General features: G+C 73.2%; 17 protein-coding genes. All 17 read left to right on the top strand.

Translation table 11 applies throughout. The features are described 5' to 3' along the window. Positions 1 to 2 precede the first annotated feature (2 nt). The 17 genes from FB474_RS10420 to FB474_RS10340 all read left to right on the top strand — a co-directional run bounded on the left by FB474_RS10420 (position 3) and on the right by FB474_RS10340 (position 20,858). Positions 3 to 1,859, top strand: a complete 1,857-nt coding sequence (locus FB474_RS10420; RefSeq protein WP_141788577.1) for an ABC transporter ATP-binding protein — start codon at positions 3 to 5, stop codon at positions 1,857 to 1,859. Beyond that, complete coding sequence (locus tag FB474_RS10415) at positions 1,856 to 3,673, top strand: ABC transporter ATP-binding protein (protein ID WP_141788576.1); 1,818 nt, start codon at positions 1,856 to 1,858, stop codon at positions 3,671 to 3,673. Before FB474_RS10420 ends, FB474_RS10415 begins: the two co-directional genes overlap by 4 nt. A 19-nt stretch (positions 3,674 to 3,692) precedes the next feature. Further along, entirely contained in the window at positions 3,693 to 4,064 is a 372-nt protein-coding gene (gene hisI / locus FB474_RS10410; protein WP_246092131.1) for a phosphoribosyl-AMP cyclohydrolase, read from the top strand. Further along, the gene (locus tag FB474_RS10405) at positions 4,057 to 5,586 is read left to right on the top strand and encodes an anthranilate synthase component I (RefSeq protein WP_141788574.1); all 1,530 of its coding nucleotides are present in this window, start codon (positions 4,057 to 4,059) and stop codon (positions 5,584 to 5,586) included. Before hisI ends, FB474_RS10405 begins: the two co-directional genes overlap by 8 nt. Beyond that, on the top strand, positions 5,583 to 6,269 hold the full coding sequence (locus FB474_RS10400; protein ID WP_141788573.1) for a Trp biosynthesis-associated membrane protein: 687 nt from the start codon (positions 5,583 to 5,585) through the stop codon (positions 6,267 to 6,269). Before FB474_RS10405 ends, FB474_RS10400 begins: the two co-directional genes overlap by 4 nt. Positions 6,270 to 6,412: 143 nt before the next feature. After that, positions 6,413 to 8,185, top strand: a complete 1,773-nt coding sequence (locus FB474_RS10395; RefSeq protein WP_141788572.1) for a hypothetical protein — start codon at positions 6,413 to 6,415, stop codon at positions 8,183 to 8,185. Between the two features lie 113 nt (positions 8,186 to 8,298). After that, positions 8,299 to 8,526: an HGxxPAAW family protein gene (locus FB474_RS10390; protein ID WP_141788571.1), complete on the top strand. Its 228-nt coding sequence runs from the start codon at positions 8,299 to 8,301 to the stop codon at positions 8,524 to 8,526. 204 nt (positions 8,527 to 8,730) lie between these two features. Further along, the gene (locus tag FB474_RS10385; protein ID WP_141788570.1) at positions 8,731 to 9,066 is read left to right on the top strand and encodes a CD225/dispanin family protein; all 336 of its coding nucleotides are present in this window, start codon (positions 8,731 to 8,733) and stop codon (positions 9,064 to 9,066) included. A gap of 44 nt (positions 9,067 to 9,110) precedes the next feature. Further along, complete coding sequence (locus FB474_RS10380) at positions 9,111 to 9,530, top strand: DUF2752 domain-containing protein (protein ID WP_141788569.1); 420 nt, start codon at positions 9,111 to 9,113, stop codon at positions 9,528 to 9,530. Positions 9,531 to 9,601: 71 nt separating this feature from the next. Then, positions 9,602 to 10,417, top strand: coding sequence for an indole-3-glycerol phosphate synthase TrpC (trpC, locus tag FB474_RS10375; protein WP_141788568.1), 816 nt, complete (start codon positions 9,602 to 9,604; stop codon positions 10,415 to 10,417). Next, complete coding sequence (trpB, locus tag FB474_RS10370) at positions 10,417 to 11,688, top strand: tryptophan synthase subunit beta (RefSeq protein ID WP_141788567.1); 1,272 nt, start codon at positions 10,417 to 10,419, stop codon at positions 11,686 to 11,688. The genes trpC and trpB overlap by 1 nt, the downstream gene beginning before the upstream one ends. Next, positions 11,682 to 12,494 (top strand): tryptophan synthase subunit alpha, encoded by an 813-nt coding sequence (trpA, locus tag FB474_RS10365; protein WP_425465316.1) that lies wholly within the window; start codon positions 11,682 to 11,684, stop codon positions 12,492 to 12,494. The genes trpB and trpA overlap by 7 nt, the downstream gene beginning before the upstream one ends. A gap of 4 nt (positions 12,495 to 12,498) precedes the next feature. After that, positions 12,499 to 12,984 carry a MauE/DoxX family redox-associated membrane protein gene (locus tag FB474_RS10360; protein ID WP_141788565.1) on the top strand — a complete coding sequence of 162 codons (486 nt, stop codon included), beginning with the start codon at positions 12,499 to 12,501 and terminating at the stop codon, positions 12,982 to 12,984. Further along, complete coding sequence (locus FB474_RS10355) at positions 12,981 to 13,733, top strand: DsbA family protein (protein ID WP_141788564.1); 753 nt, start codon at positions 12,981 to 12,983, stop codon at positions 13,731 to 13,733. The genes FB474_RS10360 and FB474_RS10355 overlap by 4 nt, the downstream gene beginning before the upstream one ends. Next, on the top strand, positions 13,730 to 14,740 hold the full coding sequence (lgt, locus tag FB474_RS10350) for a prolipoprotein diacylglyceryl transferase (protein WP_246092130.1): 1,011 nt from the start codon (positions 13,730 to 13,732) through the stop codon (positions 14,738 to 14,740). Before FB474_RS10355 ends, lgt begins: the two co-directional genes overlap by 4 nt. A 123-nt stretch (positions 14,741 to 14,863) precedes the next feature. Continuing rightward, complete coding sequence (gltB, locus tag FB474_RS10345; protein ID WP_141788563.1) at positions 14,864 to 19,408, top strand: glutamate synthase large subunit; 4,545 nt, start codon at positions 14,864 to 14,866, stop codon at positions 19,406 to 19,408. Then, entirely contained in the window at positions 19,401 to 20,858 is a 1,458-nt protein-coding gene (locus tag FB474_RS10340; RefSeq protein WP_141788562.1) for a glutamate synthase subunit beta, read from the top strand. The genes gltB and FB474_RS10340 overlap by 8 nt, the downstream gene beginning before the upstream one ends. The last annotated feature ends 64 nt before the right edge of the window (positions 20,859 to 20,922 follow it).

The raw sequence follows: 20,922 nt of genomic DNA, 5'->3' as shown, positions 1-20,922 counted from the left end.
CTGTGGCCAGCGCGTCCACGCCCACGTTGCGCCGCGGGCTCGCCGTCGTGGGCCGTGGCATCCGGCAGCAGCGGGGATGGTTCGCCCTGGCCGTGGTGGGCAGCGCGCTCTACGCCGTGATGACGGTCGGCACCGCCTGGGTCATCGGCAAGGTCGTCCACGAGATCGTGGCGCCCGCGATCGCCGCCCACCACGTCACCGCCGCGGAGCTGTGGCAGGCCGGGCTCATGGTCGGCACGGTCGTGGTGCTCAACGTCGTCGGTGTCGTGGTGCGCCGCGTCGCCGCCGGCGTCACCTTCTACAACCTCAGCGCGACCTACCGCCGCCGCGTCACCCGGCAGTACCTCCGCCTCCCGCTGTCGTGGCACCACCGCCACCCCTCCGGGCAGCTGCTGTCCAACGCCAACGCCGACGTCGAGGCCGCGTGGCAGGTGTTCAACCCGCTGCCCATGGCGGTCGGCGTCATCATCATGCTCGTCGTCGGTGCCGTCGAGATGTTCCTCGTCGACCCGGTGCTCGCGGCGGTCGGGCTGACCGTGTTCCCCGCGCTGTTCCTGGCCAACCTCGCCTTCCAGCGGCGCATGTCCCCCCGGGTCACGGCCGCCCAGCAGCTGCGCGCCGAGGTCTCCGAGGTCGCCCACGAGAGCTTCGAGGCGGCGATGGTGGTCAAGGCGCTCGGCCGCGAGCGGGAGGAGGCGGCGCGCTTCGAGCACGTCACCCGCCGGCTCCAGGCCGCCAACGTCGAGGTCGGGCGCACCCGCGGCACCTTCGACCCGGTCATCGAGGCGATCCCCACGCTGGGCACGCTGACCGTCCTCGCGATCGGCACCGCCCGCGTGGCCGGCGGCCAGCTCAACGCGGCCGAGGTCGTCCAGGTGGCCTACCTGTTCTCCATCCTGTCCTTCCCGGTGCGGGCCCTCGGCTGGGTGCTGGCCGAGCTGCCGCGCACCGTCGTCGGCTGGGAGCGCATCGACGCGGTCCTGCAGGCCCGCGGCGAGATGCCGTACGGCGAGCGGCGGCTCCCGACCGAGGGGCCGACCCCGGCGCGGGTCGAGTCCGCGTCCTACGCCTACGACGTCAGCCGCCCCGGGGTGGACGGCGAGCTCGTCGCCGAGTCCAACCCCGCCGTCCGCGAGGTCACCCTCGAGGTCCCCGCCGGCGGCACGTCAGCGCTCGTCGGGCCCACCGGCTCGGGCAAGTCGACGTTGGCCTCGCTCATGGTCCGCCTGGTCGACCCCGACTCCGGCACGGTCACCCTCGACGGGGTCGACCTGCGCGAGCTGGCGCACGGCGCCGTGCCCGAGGTGGCCGCCCTCGTGTCCCAGCAGACGTTCATGTTCGAAGGGACGGTGCGCAGCAACGTCACGCTCGGCGAGGAACACGGTGACGAGGCGGTCTGGAACGCCCTGCGCATCGCCCAGGCCGACGGCTTCGTCGCGGCGCTGCCCGAGGGCATCGACACCCCGGTGGGGGAGCGTGGCGCCACCCTGTCCGGTGGGCAGCGGCAACGGATCGCCCTGGCCCGCGCGGTGATCCGCCGGCCACGGCTGCTCGTGCTCGACGACGCGACCAGCGCGGTCGACCCCAGCGTGGAGCAGGCGATCCTCGCCGCCCTGCGCGACTCCAGCCTGGGCACCACGGTGCTCGTGGTCGCCTACCGGATGGCCACGATCGCGCTCGCCGACGACGTGGTCTACCTCGAGCACGGCCGGGTGGTCGACCACGGGACCCACGAGGAGCTGCTCGACCGGTGCGTGGGCTACGGACGGCTGGTCACGGCATACGCCCGGGAGGCCGCGGAGCGGGCGGCGGTCGCCGCCGAGGAGGAGGACAGCGTGAGTGCGGGGGAGCAGGCATGAGTCTGGGGTCGCGGTCACAGCCGCTACCGGACACGTCGGGCATCGACAGCTCGGCGCAGCTCGGCACCGCCGACACGCTGCGGCGCGGGGTCGAGCTGAGCCCCGAGCTGCGCAAGGGCATCGGGGTGACGCTGGCCCTGGCGCTGGTCTCCACCATCGGCCGGGTGCTCGTGCCGTTCGTCGTCCAGCAGACCACCGACCGCGGCATCCTCGCGCCCGGTGGTCCCGACGTGGCGCTCGTCGTGCGCATGGTGCTGCTCGCCGCGGTGGCCGTCATGGCGACCGGGGTGACGTCCTACTTCGTCAACGTGCGGCTCTTCCGCGCCTCCGAGGCGGGGCTGGCGACGTTGCGGCTCAAGGCGTTCCGGCACATCCACGACCTGTCGGTGCTGACCCAGAACACCGAGCGCCGCGGGTCCCTCGTCTCCCGCGTGACGAGTGACGTCGACACCATCTCGATGTTCGTGCAGTTCGGCGGGCTGATGCTGATGATCTCGGTCGGCCAGCTTCTCGTGACGACGGTGCTGATGGTCATCTACTCCCCGGCGCTCGCCGGGCTGGTCTGGCTGTGCTTCCTGCCGCTGTTCGTCCTGATCCGCCGGTTCCAGGGCATGGTCGGCCGCGCGTTCACGCTGGTGCGCCAGCGCGTCGGCGAGCTGCTCGGCGCGGTCGCCGAGGCGGTCGTGGGGGCGGCGACGATCCGCGCCTACGGTGTGGAGGAGCGCACCGCGGCCCGCATCGACGAGGCCATCGCCAACCACCGCACCGCCGCGATCCGGGCCCAGGTGCGCGCGGTCCTGTCGTTCACCACCGGGCAGCTCGTCTCCGGCCTGACCACGGCCGCGGTGATCGTGGTCGGCACGGTGCTCGCCGTCCACGACCGGCTCACCCTGGGCGAGCTGCTGGCGTTCCTGTTCCTGGTCAACCTGTTCACCCAGCCGGTCCAGACCGCCAGCGAGATCCTCAACGAGATGCAGAACGCCGTCGCCGGGTGGCGCCGGGTCATCGGCGTCATCGACACCCCGGCCGACATCTCCGACCCCGGCGAGGACGGGCAGCGACTGCCCCGCGGGCCGATCACCGTGGACTTCGACGGGGTGACCTACGCCTACCCCGGTGGCCCGCCGGTGCTGCGCGACGTGCACCTGTCCATCGCCCCGCGCTCGCGGGTGGCCATCGTCGGCGAGACCGGCTCGGGCAAGACCACCCTGGCCAAGCTGCTCACCCGGCTCATCGACCCGAGCAGGGGCGCGGTGCGCATCGACGGCGCGGACCTGCGCCAGGTGCGCTTCGACTCGCTGCGCGGCCGGGTCGTGCTGGTGCCGCAGGAGGGGTTCCTCTTCGACGCGCCGCTGATCGACAACATCCGCTTCGGCCGACCCGAGGCCACCGACGCCGAGGTCGAGCTGGCACTGACCGAGCTGGGCCTGGACGCCTGGCTCGAGGGGCTGCCTCAGGGCCTGCAGACCGAGGTCGGCCAGCGTGGTGAGTCGTTGTCCGCGGGGGAGCGACAGCTCGTCGCGCTCGCGCGGGCCTACCTCGCCGACCCCGACCTGCTCGTCCTCGACGAGGCGACCTCCGCGGTCGACCCGGCCACCGAGGTCCGGCTGCAGCGGGCGCTGGACGGCCTCACCCGCGGGCGCACCTCGATCGCCATCGCCCACCGGCTGTCCACCGCCGAGGCGGCCGACGAGGTCGTCGTCGTGGACAAGGGCGAGATCGTCGAGCGCGGTCCGCACCGTGAGCTGGTCGGCGCCGGTGGCGTCTACTCCCGCCTGCACGCCTCATGGGTCGCGCAACAGCGGGGTGTGTAGGCACGGCAGAATGGGGCAGGTGCCAGGCCCTTCCCCCCTCGACCCCGCCGTCGCGGCGCGCCTCAAGCGCGACGCCGACGGCCTCGTCTGCGCCGTGGTCCAGCAGCACGACACCCATGAGGTCCTCATGGTCGGCTGGATGGACGACGAGGCGCTGCACCGCACCCTGACCACCGGCCGCGTGACGTTCTGGTCCCGCAGCCGTCAGGAGTACTGGCGCAAGGGGGACACCTCCGGGCACGCCCAGCACGTGCACTCCGTCGCCCTGGACTGCGACGGCGACGCCCTGCTCGTCCAGGTCGACCAGGTCGGAGCGGCCTGCCACACCGGCTCGCGCACCTGCTTCGAGGGCCGCGACCTCGGCGCGGTGCGGGGGCAGCGCGATGCCTGAGCCCGACCTGCGCTACGGCGTCACCTGGCCGGGACTGGAGACGTTCACCGAGCTGGCCCGGGACCGCCGGGTCATCCCGGTGGTCCGCCGGCTGCTGGCCGACGCCGAGACCCCGGTGGGGGTCTACCGCAAGCTCGCCCAGGACCGACCGGGCACGTTCCTGCTGGAGTCGGCCGAGCACGGCGGGGTGTGGTCGCGCTACTCGATCGTCGGCGCGCGCAGCCACGCCACCCTGACCGAGCACGAGGGCCAGGCCCACTGGATCGGCACCCCGCCGGTCGGGGTGCCCACCGGCGGCAACCCGGTCGAGGCGCTGCGCGACACCGTCGCCGCCCTGGCGACCGAGCCCATCCCCGGCCTGCCCCCGCTGACCGGCGGCATGGTCGGTGCGATCACCTACGACGCCGTGCGCCGTTGGGAGAAGGTGCCCGACGGCACGCCCGACGAGCTGCACCTGCCGGAGCTGGCGATGATGCTGGCCACCGACCTGGCCGTCCTCGACCATGCCGACGGCTCGCTGCTGCTGGTCGCCAACGCCATCAACTACGACGCCACCGACGAGCGGGTGGAGGAGGCCTGGCGCGACGCGGTCGAGCGGCTCGACGCGATGACCGCCGACCTGGCCGCGTCGGCGCCGAGTACCGTCGCGGTGGTCGAGCCGACCGCCCCCGAGGCCACGAGCAACCGCACCGAGGACGAGTTCTTCGCCATGGTCGAGGCCGGCAAGGAGGCGATCCGGGCCGGTGAGGTCTTCCAGGTCGTGCTCTCGCAACGGTTCTCGGTGCCCTGCCCGGCCGACGCGCTCGACGTCTACCGCGTGCTGCGGGCCTCCAACCCCAGCCCGTACATGTACCTCCTGCGCCTCCCGGCACCCGACGGCACGGCATACGACGTCGTCGGCTCCAGCCCCGAGGCGCTGGTGAAGGTGACCGGCCGGCGGGCCATCACCCACCCGATCGCCGGCTCGCGACCGCGCGGGGCGACCCCGGAGGCGGACGTGGCCAACGGCGAGGACCTGCTCGCCGACGCCAAGGAGCGCTCCGAGCACGTGATGCTGGTCGACCTCTCCCGCAACGACCTGCAGCGGGTGTGCGAGGCCGGCACGGTCGACGTGGTGGAGTTCATGACGATCCGCCGCTACAGCCACATCATGCACCTGGAGTCGACCGTGGTCGGCGAGATCCGTCCGGACAAGAGTGCCTACGACGTGCTCGCGGCGACGTTCCCGGCGGGCACCCTGTCGGGGGCGCCCAAGCCGCGGGCGATGGCGCTCATCGACGAGCTCGAGCCGAGCCGTCGCGGCCTGTATGGCGGCGTCGTCGGCTACCTCGACTTCCACGGAGACCTCGACATGGCGATTGCGATCCGCACCGCGGTGATCCGCGACGGGGTCGCGCACGTGCAGGCGGGCGGCGGCATCGTCGCCGACTCGGTGCCGCAGCTGGAGTTCGAGGAGAGCGTCAACAAGGCCGCCGCCGCGCTGCGTGCCGTGGCCTCGGCGTCCGGGCTGAGGGCGCCGTGACCCGCCTGACCTCCAAGCGCGTCGTCCTCCTGCTGGTGCTGCTCGGGGCGGGCGTCCTGCTCGTCACCGGCTCGCGCACCTGGCTGGAGGGCTCGGTCAGCGACGCGGTGCTGGGCGCGAGCATGGTCCACGGCACCGGCTCGCAGGTCGCGCCGGGCGTCCTGGCCGCGGCCCTCGTCGGCGCCGCCTCTGCCGTGGCGGCGGCGACCGCGGGCCGGGTGGTGCGGGTGGTCGCCAGCGTCGCGGCGCTGCTCGCCGGCGTGCTCGCCCTCGCGGTCATCGGCATCGTCGTCGCCGACCCCGGCGCCGCGCTCGGCCGCCTCGCCGCCTCGAGCACCGGCCGCACCGGCTCGGTCCCCGCGCACGGCACGCTGACCGTGTGGGTCTGGGTCGCCGGCCTCGCCGCGCTGGCGGTGGCCCTGGGCGGGCTGGCCGCCCTGGCCGGCGGCCGGAAGTGGGCCGGCCTGTCCAGCCGGTATGACGCGCCGTCGCCCGATGCTGCCGGCTCACCGTCCGGCACGGACCACCCCGGCACCGGCGGCCCCGGCGCCGACAGCCCCGGGCCTGGCGGTGCGCCGGTGGACGGCCCTGACGCTGGTGCCCCGGCGTCCCCCCGGGGTCAGCGGCGCGAGGTCTCGGCCTGGGACCAGATCTCCCGGGGCGAGGACCCCACCCAGGAGTGAGGCCCGCCCACTAGGGTGTGGGTCCGCGGCGGGGGGCCGCGCTGACAAGCCTTGGGGGAGTCGTGGTCGAAGTAGCCGTGCTGGAAGGCCGTACGGGCAACAACACCGGGCGGGCTGGTGCCAGCGCCTGGCGATGGTCGGGGGTGGCTGCGAGTGTCGCCGGAGCGCTCACCCTGGTCTGGGGCGCGTTCGGCCCGGTGGAGCCCAACCCGTTCTGGCCCCCGGACCACCAGCGGTTCTGGGTCGTCGCACTCGTGGTGGTGCTGCTGGTGCTCGCCTCCCGACTGTGGTCACTGCGGCGCCAGCAGGCGGCTCAGCAGGCCTGGGGCCCGCAGGAGGCCTCCCTCGACGAGGCCACCCGACAGGTCCGGTTCGTCGCGGCAGTGGCCGTCGTCCTCGCGCTGGCCCTGTTGGGAATGTCAGCCCACGGCTGGTCGCTGGAGTCGCGCACCGGGTGGCCGAGTGCCGTGCCGCTGTGGCACGGGCTCGGCGCCCTGGTCGTCCTGGCCGGGGTCGTCCTGCTGGTCGTGCCGGTCCCGCATCCGGCGTCGGGGCTGGCCGGCAACCGGCGGCTCCTCACCAGGGCGGCGGCGCTCCTGGTGCCGGCTCTGGCCGTCGCAGCCGGCGGTGTCGCCATCGAGTCCACCTACCGGTCCTGGCCCGTGCACCACACGACCGTCGCCGGCCAGCCCGTCCCCGGACGGCCGTTGCCGGCGACGTTGACCCGGGTCGGGTGGACGCAGACCCTGGCTCGTGGGGCGGTGGTGGCCACGGGACCCCAGGGGGTCCTGGTCAACGATGGCAGCACCGTGCGCGTGCTCGAGGCGCGCTCCGGCCGGACCCTGTGGAGCTACGGTCGCGACGGCGCCTGCCTGGTCCGGGCGGCGTTCAACGCCGCCGGCGACGCAGTAGTCGTCACGCCGCAGCCGCGGGTCTCGGCCGACGGGACCCCGCTGCCCTGCCACCCCCAGGTCGGGGCCGGACGCGGCGAGGACCTCACCGGCTGGCAGGTGGTGCTCGACGCCGGCAGCGGTCAGTTCAGCTACGTCGGCCCCGATGTCGCCAACGCCGGCCCGGGGCGGGGCGGCGACGACGGCGCGGCCCTGGTCAGCGGGGCCTGGGCGCTGAGGGAGGACGTGGGTCACCGGCTGGTGCAGACCGACCTGGGCACCGGCCACGAGCTCACCCTGCCGCTGGACCCGTCCTGCTTGCCGGCTCGCCGGCCCGACGCCGCCTTCGCTACCCCCACCGGCTGGGTGCTCGAGGAGATCTGCGGGGAAGGCGCGGCAGGCCGTGTCACCCTGCGTTCGGTCGACCACACCGGCCGCCAGGCGTGGCGGGCCGACGTCCCGGCCGGGGAGAGTGACGCCGTCGCCAGAGCCACCGTCTTGGGTGACCGGCTGCTTTTGCAGGTGGATGCCGCACGGACACCATCGAGCACCGTCTTCGCCCTCAGCACTGGTCGGGTGCTGCGGCGGCTCGACACCTTCGACGCCGCCCTCGTCACCCCGTCGCTGCTCGCGTTCCGGCCCGACCACGACCCCGGGGCCGAGGTCCCCACGCGCGTCCTGGACCTGGCCACCGGCGCCGTTCGCACGTTGACCGGCCCGGATGCGCGTCCCGACGGTGCCGCGGCGCGGTCCGCCACCGGTGTCGGGGCCGCGGCCCCCGTCGTGCTCGCCGGTGGCGTCCTCACCAGTGCGCCCGGTCCGGGCGGGGTCAGCCACGTCGACGGCCAGGACGTCGGAGCCGAGGACTACGCGTTCACGGCGTTCAGCGGGAGGCGCTCCCCGCTCTTCCGGGCGGTGGAGCCGGCCCTGTTCGGGGGGCCGCGGGTGCTCGTCGGCGGTGACGTCGTCATCGCCTGGGGGCAGGAGCGTCCCGGGCGGCTGGTGGTGCGGGGGCTGCTGCCCTGACGGGCCGCCCCGTCGCGGGCCGGGCGGCGAGGCGTGCCGCCCCCTGTGCCGTCAGGCGTGCGGCGCTGACACAATGTCCCCCAACGTCAGACCGCACAAGGAGAAGAACCCTCATGGCCGAGCACGGACACGGACACAGCGTCGCTGCCTGGACCGCCGTCACCATCCTGCTGGTCGCGTCGGCGATCATGTCCCTGGCCGTCGTCCTCGCGTCCGTGTGGATGTTCGTCGCCGGTGGTGTCCTCGTCCTCGTCGGCGTCATCGCCGGCAAGGTGCTCGCGATGGCCGGCTTCGGCCAGCACAAGCCGGAGGCCGCGGAGGGAACGACCGCGATCCGCTGACGTCACCGCCTGCCAGGACGCCCGGACCGCGCCGCGGCCCGGGCGTCTTGCTGTCCGGGCCTCTTGCTGTCCGGGCCTGCTGCTGTCCGCTTCCGGCTGCCGCCGGGGGCGCGTGTCTCGCCGAACTGTGCGGTGTCTGTGCGGCTAGGGTCGGGGCGCAGATGCGCCAGACCGGTGCGCACCGACGAACAGGGGACCACCTCCATGTCCGACTACGGCCAGACGCCCCCGCCCCCGCCTCCGCCGCCGCCCGCCCAGGGCATGCCCGGCCAGGGCCCCGCTGGTGCGCCGCCGAAGAACTACCTGGTGCAGTCGATCCTCGCCTGCATCCTCTGCTGCGTACCCCTGGGCATTGTGGCGATCGTCTTCGCCTCGCAGGTCAACAGCAAGTGGCAGGCCGGTGACTACGCTGGCTCCCAGCAGGCATCGCAGCGCGCCAAGACCTGGACCATCGTCACGGTCGTGGCGGGCATCATCGCCATCGCCATCGCGGTGCCGTTCCAGATCAACGCCGCCAGGAGCGGCATGGCCACCAACTAGCAGCGTCACCGTCGCCCGTGGCGGCGGAGCCGGAGGAAGAGCCCGTGTCCACACTTGCAGCACTGCGGTCGTGGCGCGGGCTCTTCCTGCCGTTGGCGGTCGGCGCGGCCGGGCTGGCGGCCGCGGCATACCTCGCGGCGGTCGACCCGAACCAGCCCGGGCACTACCCGACCTGCCCGTTCCTGGCCGTCACCGGCTGGTACTGCCCCGGGTGCGGGTCGCTGCGCGCGCTGCATGACCTGGCCCACCTGGACCTCGCCGGTGCGCTGGCCCGCAACCCGTTGGCCGTGCTGGTCGTGCCCTATCTGCTGATGTCGTGGGTGCTGTGGGTCGAACGCACCGTGACCGGGCGGGTGCCGCGCCGGGTCGCCCCGGGGTGGAGCATCTGGGTGCTGCTGGCCGGCATCGTCGTGTTCTGGGTCCTGCGCAACGTGCCGGGCTGGACCGCGCTCTCGCCGGCCTGAGCGCCGCCCCAGTGCGGCCGCTCGTGTGGGGTCGATTCGGATGGACGGGACGGCGCGGCTAGCCTTGACGGGTGCCCAGCGTTCTTGACGAGATCATCGACGGAGTCCGGGAGGACCTCGCGGTCCGGCAGGCGCGCACGTCCTTGGACGAGCTCAAGGCACGGGTCGCCCGGGTCGACCCGCCCAAGGACGGGTTCGCGGTGCTGAGCGCGGCGGGGGGCGTCAAGGTGATCGCCGAGGTCAAGCGCTCCAGCCCGAGCAAGGGTGCGCTGGCGATGATCGCGGACCCCGCCGGCCTGGCTGCCGACTACGCCGCCGGTGGCGCGAGCGTGATCAGCGTGCTGACCGAGCAGCGCCGCTTCGGCGGCAGCCTCGAGGACCTCGCCGCGGTGCGCGCCGCCGTCGACGTCCCGGTGCTGCGCAAGGACTTCATGGTCTCCTCCTACCAGGTGTGGGAGGCGCGGGCCTGGGGCGCCGACGTCATCCTGCTGATCGTCGCGGCCCTCGACCAGGACACCCTCGTCGGCCTGCGGGAGCGGGCCGAGTCCCTCGGCATGACCGCCCTCGTGGAGGTGCACGACGAGGAGGAGGCCGAGCGGGCGGTCGCCGCCGGCGCCCGCGTCATCGGCGTCAACGCCCGCAACCTCAAGACCCTCGAGGTCGACCGGTCGACCTTCGCGCGGATCGCCCCGATGATCCCCACCGGCATCGTCAAGGTCGCCGAGTCCGGCGTCCGCGGCCCGCACGACGTGCTCGAGTACGCCCGCTCGGGCGCCGGCGCCGTGCTCGTGGGGGAGAGCCTCGTGACCGGCGGCCACCCGCGCGAGGCCGTGGCCGACCTGATCGCCGCAGGTGCCCACCCGGCACTGCGCAAGCAAGGAGTGTGATGAGCCAGTCCCAGCCCTCGCACCGCGAGGGGCGCTTCGGCGCGTATGGCGGTCGCTTCGTCCCCGAGGCCCTCGTGGCTGCCCTGGAGCAGCTCGACGAGGCGCGGAAGAAGGCCGCGGTCGACCCCGCCTTCCAGGGTGAGCTCGAGCGGCTGCACCGGACCTACACCGGCCGGCCCAGCCTCATCACGGAGGTGCCCCGGTTCGCCGAGCACGCCGGCGGTGCCCGCATCCTGCTCAAGCGCGAGGACCTCAACCACACCGGTTCGCACAAGATCAACAACGTGCTCGGCCAGGCGCTGCTGACCAAGCGGATGGGCAAGAGCCGGATCATCGCCGAGACCGGTGCCGGCCAGCACGGCGTCGCCAGCGCGACCGCCGCGGCGCTGCTCGGGCTGTCCTGCACCGTCTACATGGGCGAGAAGGACACCAAGCGGCAGGCGCTCAACGTCGCCCGCATGCGCCTGCTCGGCGCCGAGGTGGTGCCCGTCTCGACCGGCAGCGCCACGCTCAAGGACGCGATCAACGAGGCGATGCGCGACTGGGTGACCAACGTCGCCGACACGCACTACCTCATCGGCACCGTCACCGGCCCGCACCCGTTCCCCGAGATGGTGCGCGACTTCCACCGCATCATCGGCGTCGAGGCGCGGGCCCAGGTGCTCGACCTCGTCGGCCGGCTGCCCGACGCCGTCTGTGCCTGCGTGGGCGGCGGCTCCAACGCGATGGGCATCTTCCACCGGTTCATCGACGACGCCTCGGTGCGCCTGGTCGGCCTCGAGGCCGGCGGCGAGGGTGTCGACACCGGCCACCACGCCGCCCGGTTCAGCACCGGGGTGCCCGGTGTGCTGCACGGCGCCTTCACCTACGTGCTGCAGGACGAGGACGGCCAGACGCTGGAGTCCCACTCGGTCTCGGCCGGGCTGGACTACCCCAGCGTCGGCCCGGAGCACGCGTTCCTCAAGGACTCCGGGCGGGCCGAGTACTACCCGGTGACCGACAGCGAGGCGATGGACGCGTTCGCGCTGCTGTGCCGCACCGAGGGCATCATCCCGGCGATCGAGAGCGCCCACGCCCTCGCCGGTGCCCTCCGGATCGGCCGCGAGCTCGGCCCCGACGGCATCGTGCTGGTCAACCTCTCCGGCCGGGGGGACAAGGACGTCGACACCGCCGCGCGCTGGTTCGGGCTGGTCAGCGAGGAGGAGCTGGTCGAGGCCGAGCAGCTCAAGGCGGAGGAACCGGTCGAGCAGGCCGAGGGGAGTGGCTGGTGAGCAGCGTCGCGGAGGTCCTGGAGCGGACCCGGGCCGAGGGGCGTGCCGCCCTGGTCGGCTACCTGCCGGTCGGCTACCCGGACGTGCCCGGCTCGATCGAGGCCATGGTCGCCATGGTCGAGGCCGGGGTCGACATCGTCGAGATCGGCGTGCCCTACACGGACCCGCTGATGGACGGTCCGGTGATCCAGCACGCGGTGGACGCCGCGCTCAAGGGCGGCACCCGCCTGGCCGACGTCTTCACCGCCGTCCGCGCGGTGGCCGACGCCGGTGCCCCGGCGCTGGTCATGACCTACTGGAACCCGGTCCTGCGCTACGGCGTGGACCGGTTCGCCACGGACCTCGCGGCCGCCGGTGGCGCCGGGCTCATCACCCCCGACCTCATCCCGGACGAGGGCCAGGAGTGGATCGACGCCGCCGCGCGGCACGACCTCGACCGGGTCTTCCTCGTCGCGCCGAGCTCGACCGACGAGCGCCTGCGCAGCACCGCCGAGGCGTGCCGCGGCTTCGTCTACGCCACCGCGGTCATGGGCGTCACCGGCGCCCGCGCGGCGGTCGGGGACGCCGCCGAGGAGCTCGTCACCCGGGCCCGCGCCGCGACCGACAAGCCGGTCTGCGTCGGGCTGGGCGTCTCCACCGGTGCCCAGGCGGCCGAGGTCGGTGCCTTCGCCGACGGTGTCATCGTCGGGTCCGCCCTGGTGCGCGCCCTGTCCGACGCGGAGGGGGGCGGCGACCGGGCCGGAGGTATCGCCGCGCTCCGTGACCTCGCCGCTGAGCTGGCCGCCGGTGTCCGCAAGGGTCGCTGAGGCCGTGGCGTCCCGGCGGGGGGAGCGGCGCGCCGACCTGGTGGGCCTCGTGGCCCGGCTCGCCCTCGGTGGCGTGCTGGTGGTCGCCGGCGGGCTGAAGGTGGCCTCCCCGGCCCAGTCGGCCATGGCCGTGCGGGCCTACCAGCTGCTGCCCTATGACCTCGCCGGGGTCATCGGGCACGCCCTGCCGGTCTTCGAGATCCTCCTCGGGCTGCTGCTGCTCGCCGGGCTGTTCACCCGGGTGGCCGCGGTGCTCGGCGGCCTGCTCATGGTCGCCTTCGAGATCGGCATCATCTCGGCGTGGGCCCGCGGGCTGTCGATCGACTGCGGCTGCTTCGGCGGCGGGGGAACCATCGCGGCCTCCCAGACGCACTACCTCTCGGAAGTCCTCCGCGACGCCGGGCTGCTGCTCTGCGCCGCGTGGCTGACCGTCCGGCCACGCACCGCGTACGGCCTCGACCACCGTCTGTTCGGACAGGAGCACGCATGACCTCGCGACCCGACGCCTCGGCCAAGCTCAAGGCCGCCGCGCCGAAGCAGGGCCCCAACCGCATCCTCATCGGGGGCGTCGTCGCCGCCGTGGCGATCATCGGGATCGTGCTCGCGGTGATCCTCGGGAGCAGCGGCAGCGGCAGCGGCTCGAGCGGGGCGAGCGGCTCCTCGGCGCTGCCCCAGGGCGCCACCGGCACCGGCGGCGGGATCGTCGCCAACGCCTCGACCGCCAAGGCGGGTGCCCCGACCCTGGACCTCTACGAGGACTTCCAGTGCCCGGTGTGCGGCAAGCTCGAGCAGGTCTTCGGCCAGCAGATCTCCTCGATGGCCAAGGCCGGTGACATCAAGCTGGTCGTGCACATGATGAGCTTCCTCGACGCCAAGCTCGGCAACGACTCCTCGGTCCGCGCGGCCGCCGCGGCGGCGTGTGCCGCTGACCAGGGCAAGTTCCTCGACTACCACGGGGTGGTCTACGCCAACCAGCCCGCGCAGGAGGGTGCCGGCTACACCGACGCCGACCTCATGGGCTTCGCCAGCAAGGCAGGCATCAGCGGCTCCGCGCTGACCACCTGGACGAAGTGCTTCGACGCCAAGACGCACCTGGGCTACGCCAAGGACGTCGAGACCGCGGCGGAGAAGGCCGGCGTCTTCTCCACGCCGACGCTCAAGCTCAACGGCAAGGACCTGCCGCTGCAGCAGCTCTCGCAGCAGTACCTCACCGACCAGGTCAAGGCAGCCACGAAGTGACCACCGCCCTGGCCGCGAGCATCCCCAGCCCGACGCAGGGCGTGTGGTACCTCGGGTTCTTCCCGATCCGGGCCTACGCGATGTGCATCCTGGCCGGCATCGTCGTGGCCGTCTGGATCACCCAGCGCCGCCTGGAGGACCGCGGCGGCACGTCCGGCCAGGCGCTGGACGTCGCGGCCTGGGCGGTCCCGTTCGGCATCGTCGGCGGCCGGCTCTACCACCTGGCGACCTCGTGGCAGCCCTACTTCGGGCCTGGCGGCCACCCGATGGACGCGTTCAAGGTCTGGAACGGCGGCCTCGGCATCTGGGGCGCGGTCGCGCTGGGCGCCGTCGGCGCCTGGATCGGGTGCCGGCGCCAGCACGTCCGCTTCCTGGACTTCATCGACGCGGCCGCCCCGGGCGTGGCCGTCGCCCAGGCGTTCGGGCGCTGGGGCAACTGGTTCAACAACGAGCTCTACGGCGGGCGCACCTCGCTGCCCTGGGGCCTGGAGATCCACCAGTGGGACCAGGCTGCCGGCAAGGCCGTCGTCGACGCCTCCGGCAAGCCGGTCGTGCTCGGCACCTTCCAGCCCACGTTCCTCTACGAGTCGCTGTGGTGCCTGCTGATCGCCCTGGCGATCGTGCTCCTCGAGCGGCGGCTGCGTGCCGCCGGCCGCCCGCTCGTCCCGGGCCGGGTGTTCGCCCTCTACGTCATGCTCTACACCGCCGGCCGGCTGGTCATCGAGCTGATGCGCACCGACGAGGCCAACCACATCCTCGGGCTGCGTCTCAACGTGTGGACCTCCGTCCTCGTGTTCCTGTTCGGCCTCGCGCTGTGGTGGCGCTTCGGGCGGCGGGCTGCGGCGGCCGGGAAGGACACCGCCACGGCCGCCCCGGAGACGGCCCCGGGCGAGGATGCCGAGGTCAGCGCGGGGGAGGCGACCGTGCCCGCGGGCCCGGCGGCCCGGCATACCTCTGACGCGGGCGCGCGTGCTGCGGACCGGGGTTCGTCTCACGATCCGGACTGATCTGTCCCAGCTGTCAGGACATCGCCACTCTCGGCTATCCTGCTCGGACCATGCTGGCCAACGCCGTCCAGCCGGTGCCCGAGTGCTCCTCGTGACAGTTTCAAGGACGGTGACTTCGCAGCCATGTCTGCCTTCTCGCGCTTCTCCGCGCAGCCCGCGAACCAGGGGCTGTACAGCTCCGCGAACGAGCACGACGCCTGCGGCGTGGCCCTCGTCGCCACGATGCGGGGCAGCGCCGGGCACGACATCGTCGACCATGCGCTGACGGCGCTGCGCAACCTCGAGCACCGTGGCGCGACCGGCGCCGACCCGGAGGTCGGCGACGGCGCCGGCATCCTCACCCAGGTCCCCGACGGCTTCCTGCGCGAGGTCGTCGACTTCGAGCTGCCGGCCCAGGGCGCGTATGCCGTGGGCATCGCCTTCCTGCCGGTCGAGCCGCAGGAGCAGGCGGAGACCGTCGCGACCATCGAGGCGCTGGCCGCCGAGGAGGGCCTGCGGGTCGTCGGCTGGCGCGACGTGCCGGTCGACGCCGACCTGGTGGGGGAGACCGCGCGGGCCTGCATGCCGGTGTTCCGCCAGCTGTTCGTCACCGCCGCCGCGGGCCGCGTCGTCGGCCTGGGCCTGGAGCGGATGGCGTTCTGCCTGCGCAAGCGGGCCGAGCGCGAGGCCGAGGTCTACTTCCCGTCGCTGTCGTGCCGCACCCTCGTCTACAAGGGGATGCTCACCACGGGCCAGCTCGAGCCGTTCTTCCCCGACCTGTCCGACCGCCGGTTCGCCACCGAGCTGGCGCTGGTCCACTCCCGCTTCTCGACCAACACCTTCCCGTCCTGGCCACTGGCCCACCCCTACCGGCTGATCGCCCACAACGGCGAGATCAACACCGTCAAGGGCAACCGCAACTGGATGCGGGCCCGCGAGAGCCAGCTCGCCAGCGACATCATCCCCGGCGACCTCGAGCGGCTCTTCCCGATCTGCACCCCGGAGGCGTCGGACTCGGCCAGCTTCGACGAGGCCCTGGAGCTGCTGCACCTGGGCGGCCGCTCGCTGCCGCACGCCGTGCTCATGATGATCCCGGAGGCGTGGGAGAACCACGAGGACATGGACCCCGCCCGGCGGGCGTTCTACGAGTTCCACTCCACGTTCATGGAGCCGTGGGACGGCCCGGCCTGCGTGACCTTCACCGACGGCACCGTCATCGGCGCCGTGCTGGACCGCAACGGCCTGCGCCCGGGCCGCTACTGGGTGACCGACGACGGCCTGGTGGTGCTCGCCTCCGAGGCCGGGGTGCTCGAGCTGGAGCCGGAGCGGGTCGTGCGCCGGGGGCGGCTGCAGCCCGGGCGGATGTTCCTCGTCGACACCGAGCACGGCCGGATCGTCAGCGACGACGAGGTCAAGGCCTCGCTGGCGGCCGAGAACCCCTACGACGAGTGGCTGCACGCCGGCCTGATCCACCTCGCCGACCTGCCCGAGCGTGAGCACATCGTGCACACCGCGGCGTCGGTGGCCCGGCGCCAGCAGACGTTCGGCTACACCCAGGAGGAGCTCAAGATCCTGCTGTCGCCGATGGCGAGGACCGGCGGCGAGCCCCTGGGGTCGATGGGCACGGACACCCCGATCGCGGTGCTCTCGGACCGCCCGCGGCTGCTGTTCGACTACTTCACCCAGCTGTTCGCCCAGGTCACCAACCCGCCGCTGGACGCCATCCGCGAGGAGCTGGTCACCTCCCTGGGCACGGTCATCGGCCCCGAGGGCAACGCGCTGACCGCGACCCCGGCCCACGCCCGGCAGGTCGTGCTGCCGTTCCCGGTCATCGACAACGACGACCTGGCCAAGATCGTCCACATCAACGCCGACGGCGACCTGCCCGGCTATGCGACCCACGTGGTCAAGGGCCTGTACGACGTGTCCGCCGGCGCGGCCGCGATGCAGGCCCGGCTGGAGGAGATCTTCGCCGAGGTGTCGGAGGCCATCGCCGGGGGAGCGCGCTTCGTGGTGCTCTCCGACCGTGACTCCGGCCGTGACCTCGCCCCGATCCCGTCGCTGCTGCTGACCTCCGCGGTCCACCACCACCTCATCCGGGAGAAGACCCGCACCCAGGTCGGACTCATCGTCGAGGCGGGCGACGTGCGCGAGGTGCACCACGTCGCCCTGCTCATCGGCTACGGCGCCGCCGCGGTCAACCCCTACCTGGCCATGGAGACCGTGGAGGACCTCGTCCGCTCCGGCCAGCTCGCCGACGTCAGCGCCGAGAAGGCCGTGGCCAACCTCATCAAGGCGCTGGGCAAGGGCGTGCTGAAGGTGATGTCCAAGATGGGCATCTCCACCGTGGCGTCCTACCGCGGCGCGCAGGTCTTCGAGGCGATCGGCCTGTCCCCGGAGCTGGTCCAGCGCTACTTCACCGGCACCGTCACCCAGCTCGGCGGCGTCGACCTCGAGGTGCTCGCCGCCGAGGCCGCCGCCCGCCACGCCCGGGCCTACCCGCCGGACGGGGTGCGGCTGCCGCACCGCAAGCTCGAGGTCGGCGGGGAGTACCAGTGGCGCCGCGAGGGTGAGCCGCACCTGTTCGACCCCGAGACGGTCTTCCGGCTCCAGCACTCCACCCGGGCACGGCGCTTCGACGTCTTCCGGCAGTACACCTCCCGCGTCGACGAGCAGTCCGAGCGGCTGATGACCCTGCGCGGCCTGTTCGAGCTGGCCTCCGAAGGGCGCACCCCCGTGCCGCTGGACGAGGTCGAGCCGGTCAGCGAGATCGTCAAGCGCTTCAACACCGGCGCGATGAGCTACGGCTCGATCAGCCAGGAGGCGCACGAGACGCTGGCCGTGGCGATGAACAACCTCGGCGGGCGCTCCAACACCGGCGAGGGCGGCGAGGACGTCGACCGGCTGCTCGACCCCGCCCGGCGCTCGCGGATCAAGCAGGTCGCCTCGGGCCGGTTCGGTGTCACCAGCCTCTACCTGACCCAGTCCGACGACATCCAGATCAAGATGGCCCAGGGCGCCAAGCCGGGCGAGGGCGGCCAGCTGCCCGGCCACAAGGTCTACCCGTGGGTGGCCAGGACGCGGCACTCGACGCCGGGCGTGGGCCTCATCTCCCCGCCGCCGCACCACGACATCTACTCGATCGAGGACCTGGCCCAGCTGATCCACGACCTCAAGAACGCCAACCCGCAGGCGCGCGTGCACGTCAAGCTCGTCTCCGAGGTCGGCGTCGGCACGGTCGCGGCGGGGGTCTCCAAGGCGCACGCCGACGTGGTGCTGATCTCCGGCCACGACGGCGGCACCGGCGCCTCCCCGCTGACCTCGCTCAAGCACGCCGGCGCCCCGTGGGAGCTCGGCCTGGCCGAGACCCAGCAGACGCTGGTGCTCAACGGCCTGCGCGACCGGATCGTGGTGCAGGTCGACGGCCAGCTCAAGACCGGCCGCGACGTGGTCATCGCCGCGCTGCTCGGCGCCGAGGAGTTCGGCTTCGCCACCGCCCCGCTGGTGGTCAGCGGCTGCATCATGATGCGCGTCTGCCACCTCGACACCTGCCCGGTCGGCATCGCCACCCAGAACCCCGAGCTCCGGGCGCGCTTCTCCGGCAAGCCGGAGTTCGTCGAGACCTTCTTCGAGTACATCGCCGAGGAGGTCCGCGAGCACCTCGCCGCGCTGGGCTTCCGCAGCATCGACGAGGCGGTCGGGCAGGTCTCGCTGCTCGACACAGCCCGGGCGGTGGAGCACTGGAAGGCCAGCGGCCTGGACCTGACCCCGATCCTCACCGAGGTCGTGCCCACGGACGGCTCCGCGCGATACAACACCGCCGGCCAGGACCACGGCCTGGAGAAGGCGCTCGACCACACCCTCATCCAGCTCGGCCAGGACGCGCTGCAGCGGGGGGAGCCGGTGCGGGTCGAGCTGCCGGTGCGCAACGTCAACCGCACCGTCGGCACGATGCTCGGGCACGAGGTGACCAAGGCCCACCCCGAGGGGCTGCCCGACGGCACCATCGACATCTCCCTCAACGGCTCGGCCGGCCAGTCCCTGGGCGCGTTCCTGCCGGCCGGGGTGACCATCCGGCTGTTCGGCGACGCCAACGACTACGTCGGCAAGGGCCTGTCCGGCGGCCGGGTGGTCGTCCGCCCCGAGCGCGGCGCCTCGCTGACCGCCGAGCACAACGTCATCGCCGGCAACGTCATCGGCTACGGCGCCACGACCGGTGAGCTGTTCCTGCGCGGCCAGGTGGGCGAGCGGTTCTGCGTGCGCAACTCCGGCGCGACCGCCGTCGTGGAGGGCGTGGGCGACCACGGCTGCGAGTACATGACCGGTGGCGCGGTCCTCGTGCTCGGCCCGACCGGCCGCAACTTCGCCGCCGGTATGTCGGGTGGCGTGGCCTACGTCCTCGACCTGCGCCCCGAGCGGGTCAACACCGAGCTCGTCGACCTCACCCCGCTGCGGGAGGGCGACGAGAAGGCGGTCCACGAGCTGCTCACGCGGCACCGGGAGTGGACCGACTCCGCCGTGGCGGCACGCCTGCTGGCGGACTGGGACAACGTCAAGAGCCGCTTCACGCTCGTGCTGCCACGCGACTACCAACGCGTGCTCGACGTGCGGGCTGCGGCCGAGTCCGAGGGACTCGACCCCAACGGCACCCAGGTGTGGGAGCGGATCATGGAGGCTTCTCGTGGCTGACCCTCAGGGTTTCCTGACGACGCGTGAGCGTGAGCTGCCGACTCGCCGGCCGGTGCCGGTCCGGATCAAGGACTGGCGCGAGGTCTACGAGGAGCAGGAGGTCGCGCAGCTGCAGCGCCAGGCCGGGCGTTGCATGGACTGCGGCATCCCCTTCTGCCACAACGGCTGCCCGCTGGGCAACCTCATCCCGGAGTGGAACGACCTGGCCTGGAAGGGCGACTGGCGCGAGGCGATCGAGCGCCTGCACGCCACGAACAACTTCCCGGAGTTCACCGGCCGGCTCTGCCCGGCGCCGTGCGAGACCGCCTGCGTGCTGGGCATCAACCAGCCCGCGGTGACGATCAAGCAGGTCGAGGTGACCACCATCGAGCGGGCGTTCGACGCCGGCACGGTCACGCCGCAGCCGCCGGAGCGGCTCTCCGGCAAGACCGTGGCCGTCGTGGGCTCGGGCCCGGCCGGCCTGGCCGCCGCCCAGCAGCTGACCCGGGCGGGCCACACCGTCGCGGTGTTCGAGCGCGAGGACAAGCCCGGCGGCCTGCTGCGCTACGGCATCCCCGAGTTCAAGATGGAGAAGTCCGTCCTGGACCGGCGCCTGGAGCAGATGAAGGCCGAGGGCACCCGCTTCCGCAGCGGTGTCAGCGTCGGCGAGGACATCACCGGCGCGCAGCTGCGCCAGCGCTACGACGCGGTGGTCCTGGCCGTCGGCGCCACCGTGCCGCGCGACCTGCCGGTGCCGGGGCGCGAGCTGGGCGGCATCGTCCAGGCGATGGACTTCCTCCCGCCGGCCAACCGGGTCGCCCTGGGGGAGCAGGTGCAGGACCAGGTGGTGGCCACCGACAAGGACGTCATCATCATCGGCGGCGGCGACACCGGCGCGGACTGCCTCGGCACCGCGATCCGTCAGGGCGCCCGGTCCATCACCCAGCTGGAGATCATGCCCCGCCCGCCGCAGGACCGCCCCGCCGGTCAGCCGTGGCCGACCTACCCGATGCTCTTCCGCGTGGCCAGCGCCCACGAGGAGGGCGGCGACCGGGTCTACGCGGCCAGCACCAAGGAGGTCCTCGGCGACGAGGACGGCAACGTGCGGGCGCTGCGGGTGGTCGAGGTCGAGATGGGCGAGAAGGGCTTCGCCGAGGTCGAGGGCTCCGAGCGGGAGATCCCGGCCCAGCTGGTGCTGCTGGCCATGGGCTTCCTCGGCCCGCAGGGCACCGGCGTGGTCGAGCAGCTCGGCGTCGAGCTCGATGAGCGCTCGAACATCAAGCGGGGCAAGGACTTCCAGACCTCCGTGCCGGGTGTCTTCGTCGCCGGCGACGCCGGACGCGGGCAGTCGCTGATCGTCTGGGCCATCGCCGAGGGGCGGGCTGCCGCGCACGGCGTCGACGCGTTCCTCACCGGCTCCTCGGCCCTGCCGAGGCCGATCAACCCCACGGACCGTCCGCTCACCGCGTGAGCATGTCCGCCTGTCGGGACCGGCCGCCCCCAGGGGGTGGCCGGTTCCGTGCTACGGGCCGGTA

The organism is Oryzihumus leptocrescens (genome assembly GCF_006716205.1).
Classification (GTDB): Bacteria; Actinomycetota; Actinomycetes; order Actinomycetales; family Dermatophilaceae; genus Oryzihumus; species Oryzihumus leptocrescens.
Note: the sequence above shows the minus strand (reverse complement) of the source record. Positions and strands in the feature narration are given on the sequence as shown.

Bases quoted from the DNA above. Each gene is read 5' to 3' on its own strand.
- trpB (WP_141788567.1), top strand. From the start codon at position 10,417: ATGAGCCAGTCCCAGCCCTCGCACCGCGAGGGGCGCTTCGGCGCGTAT.
- gltB (WP_141788563.1), top strand. From the start codon at position 14,864: ATGTCTGCCTTCTCGCGCTTCTCCGCGCAGCCCGCGAACCAGGGGCTG.
- FB474_RS10415 (WP_141788576.1), top strand. From the start codon at position 1,856: ATGAGTCTGGGGTCGCGGTCACAGCCGCTACCGGACACGTCGGGCATC.
- FB474_RS10355 (WP_141788564.1), top strand. From the start codon at position 12,981: ATGACCTCGCGACCCGACGCCTCGGCCAAGCTCAAGGCCGCCGCGCCG.
- FB474_RS10390 (WP_141788571.1), top strand. From the start codon at position 8,299: ATGGCCGAGCACGGACACGGACACAGCGTCGCTGCCTGGACCGCCGTC.
- FB474_RS10405 (WP_141788574.1), top strand. From the start codon at position 4,057: ATGCCTGAGCCCGACCTGCGCTACGGCGTCACCTGGCCGGGACTGGAG.
- FB474_RS10385 (WP_141788570.1), top strand. From the start codon at position 8,731: ATGTCCGACTACGGCCAGACGCCCCCGCCCCCGCCTCCGCCGCCGCCC.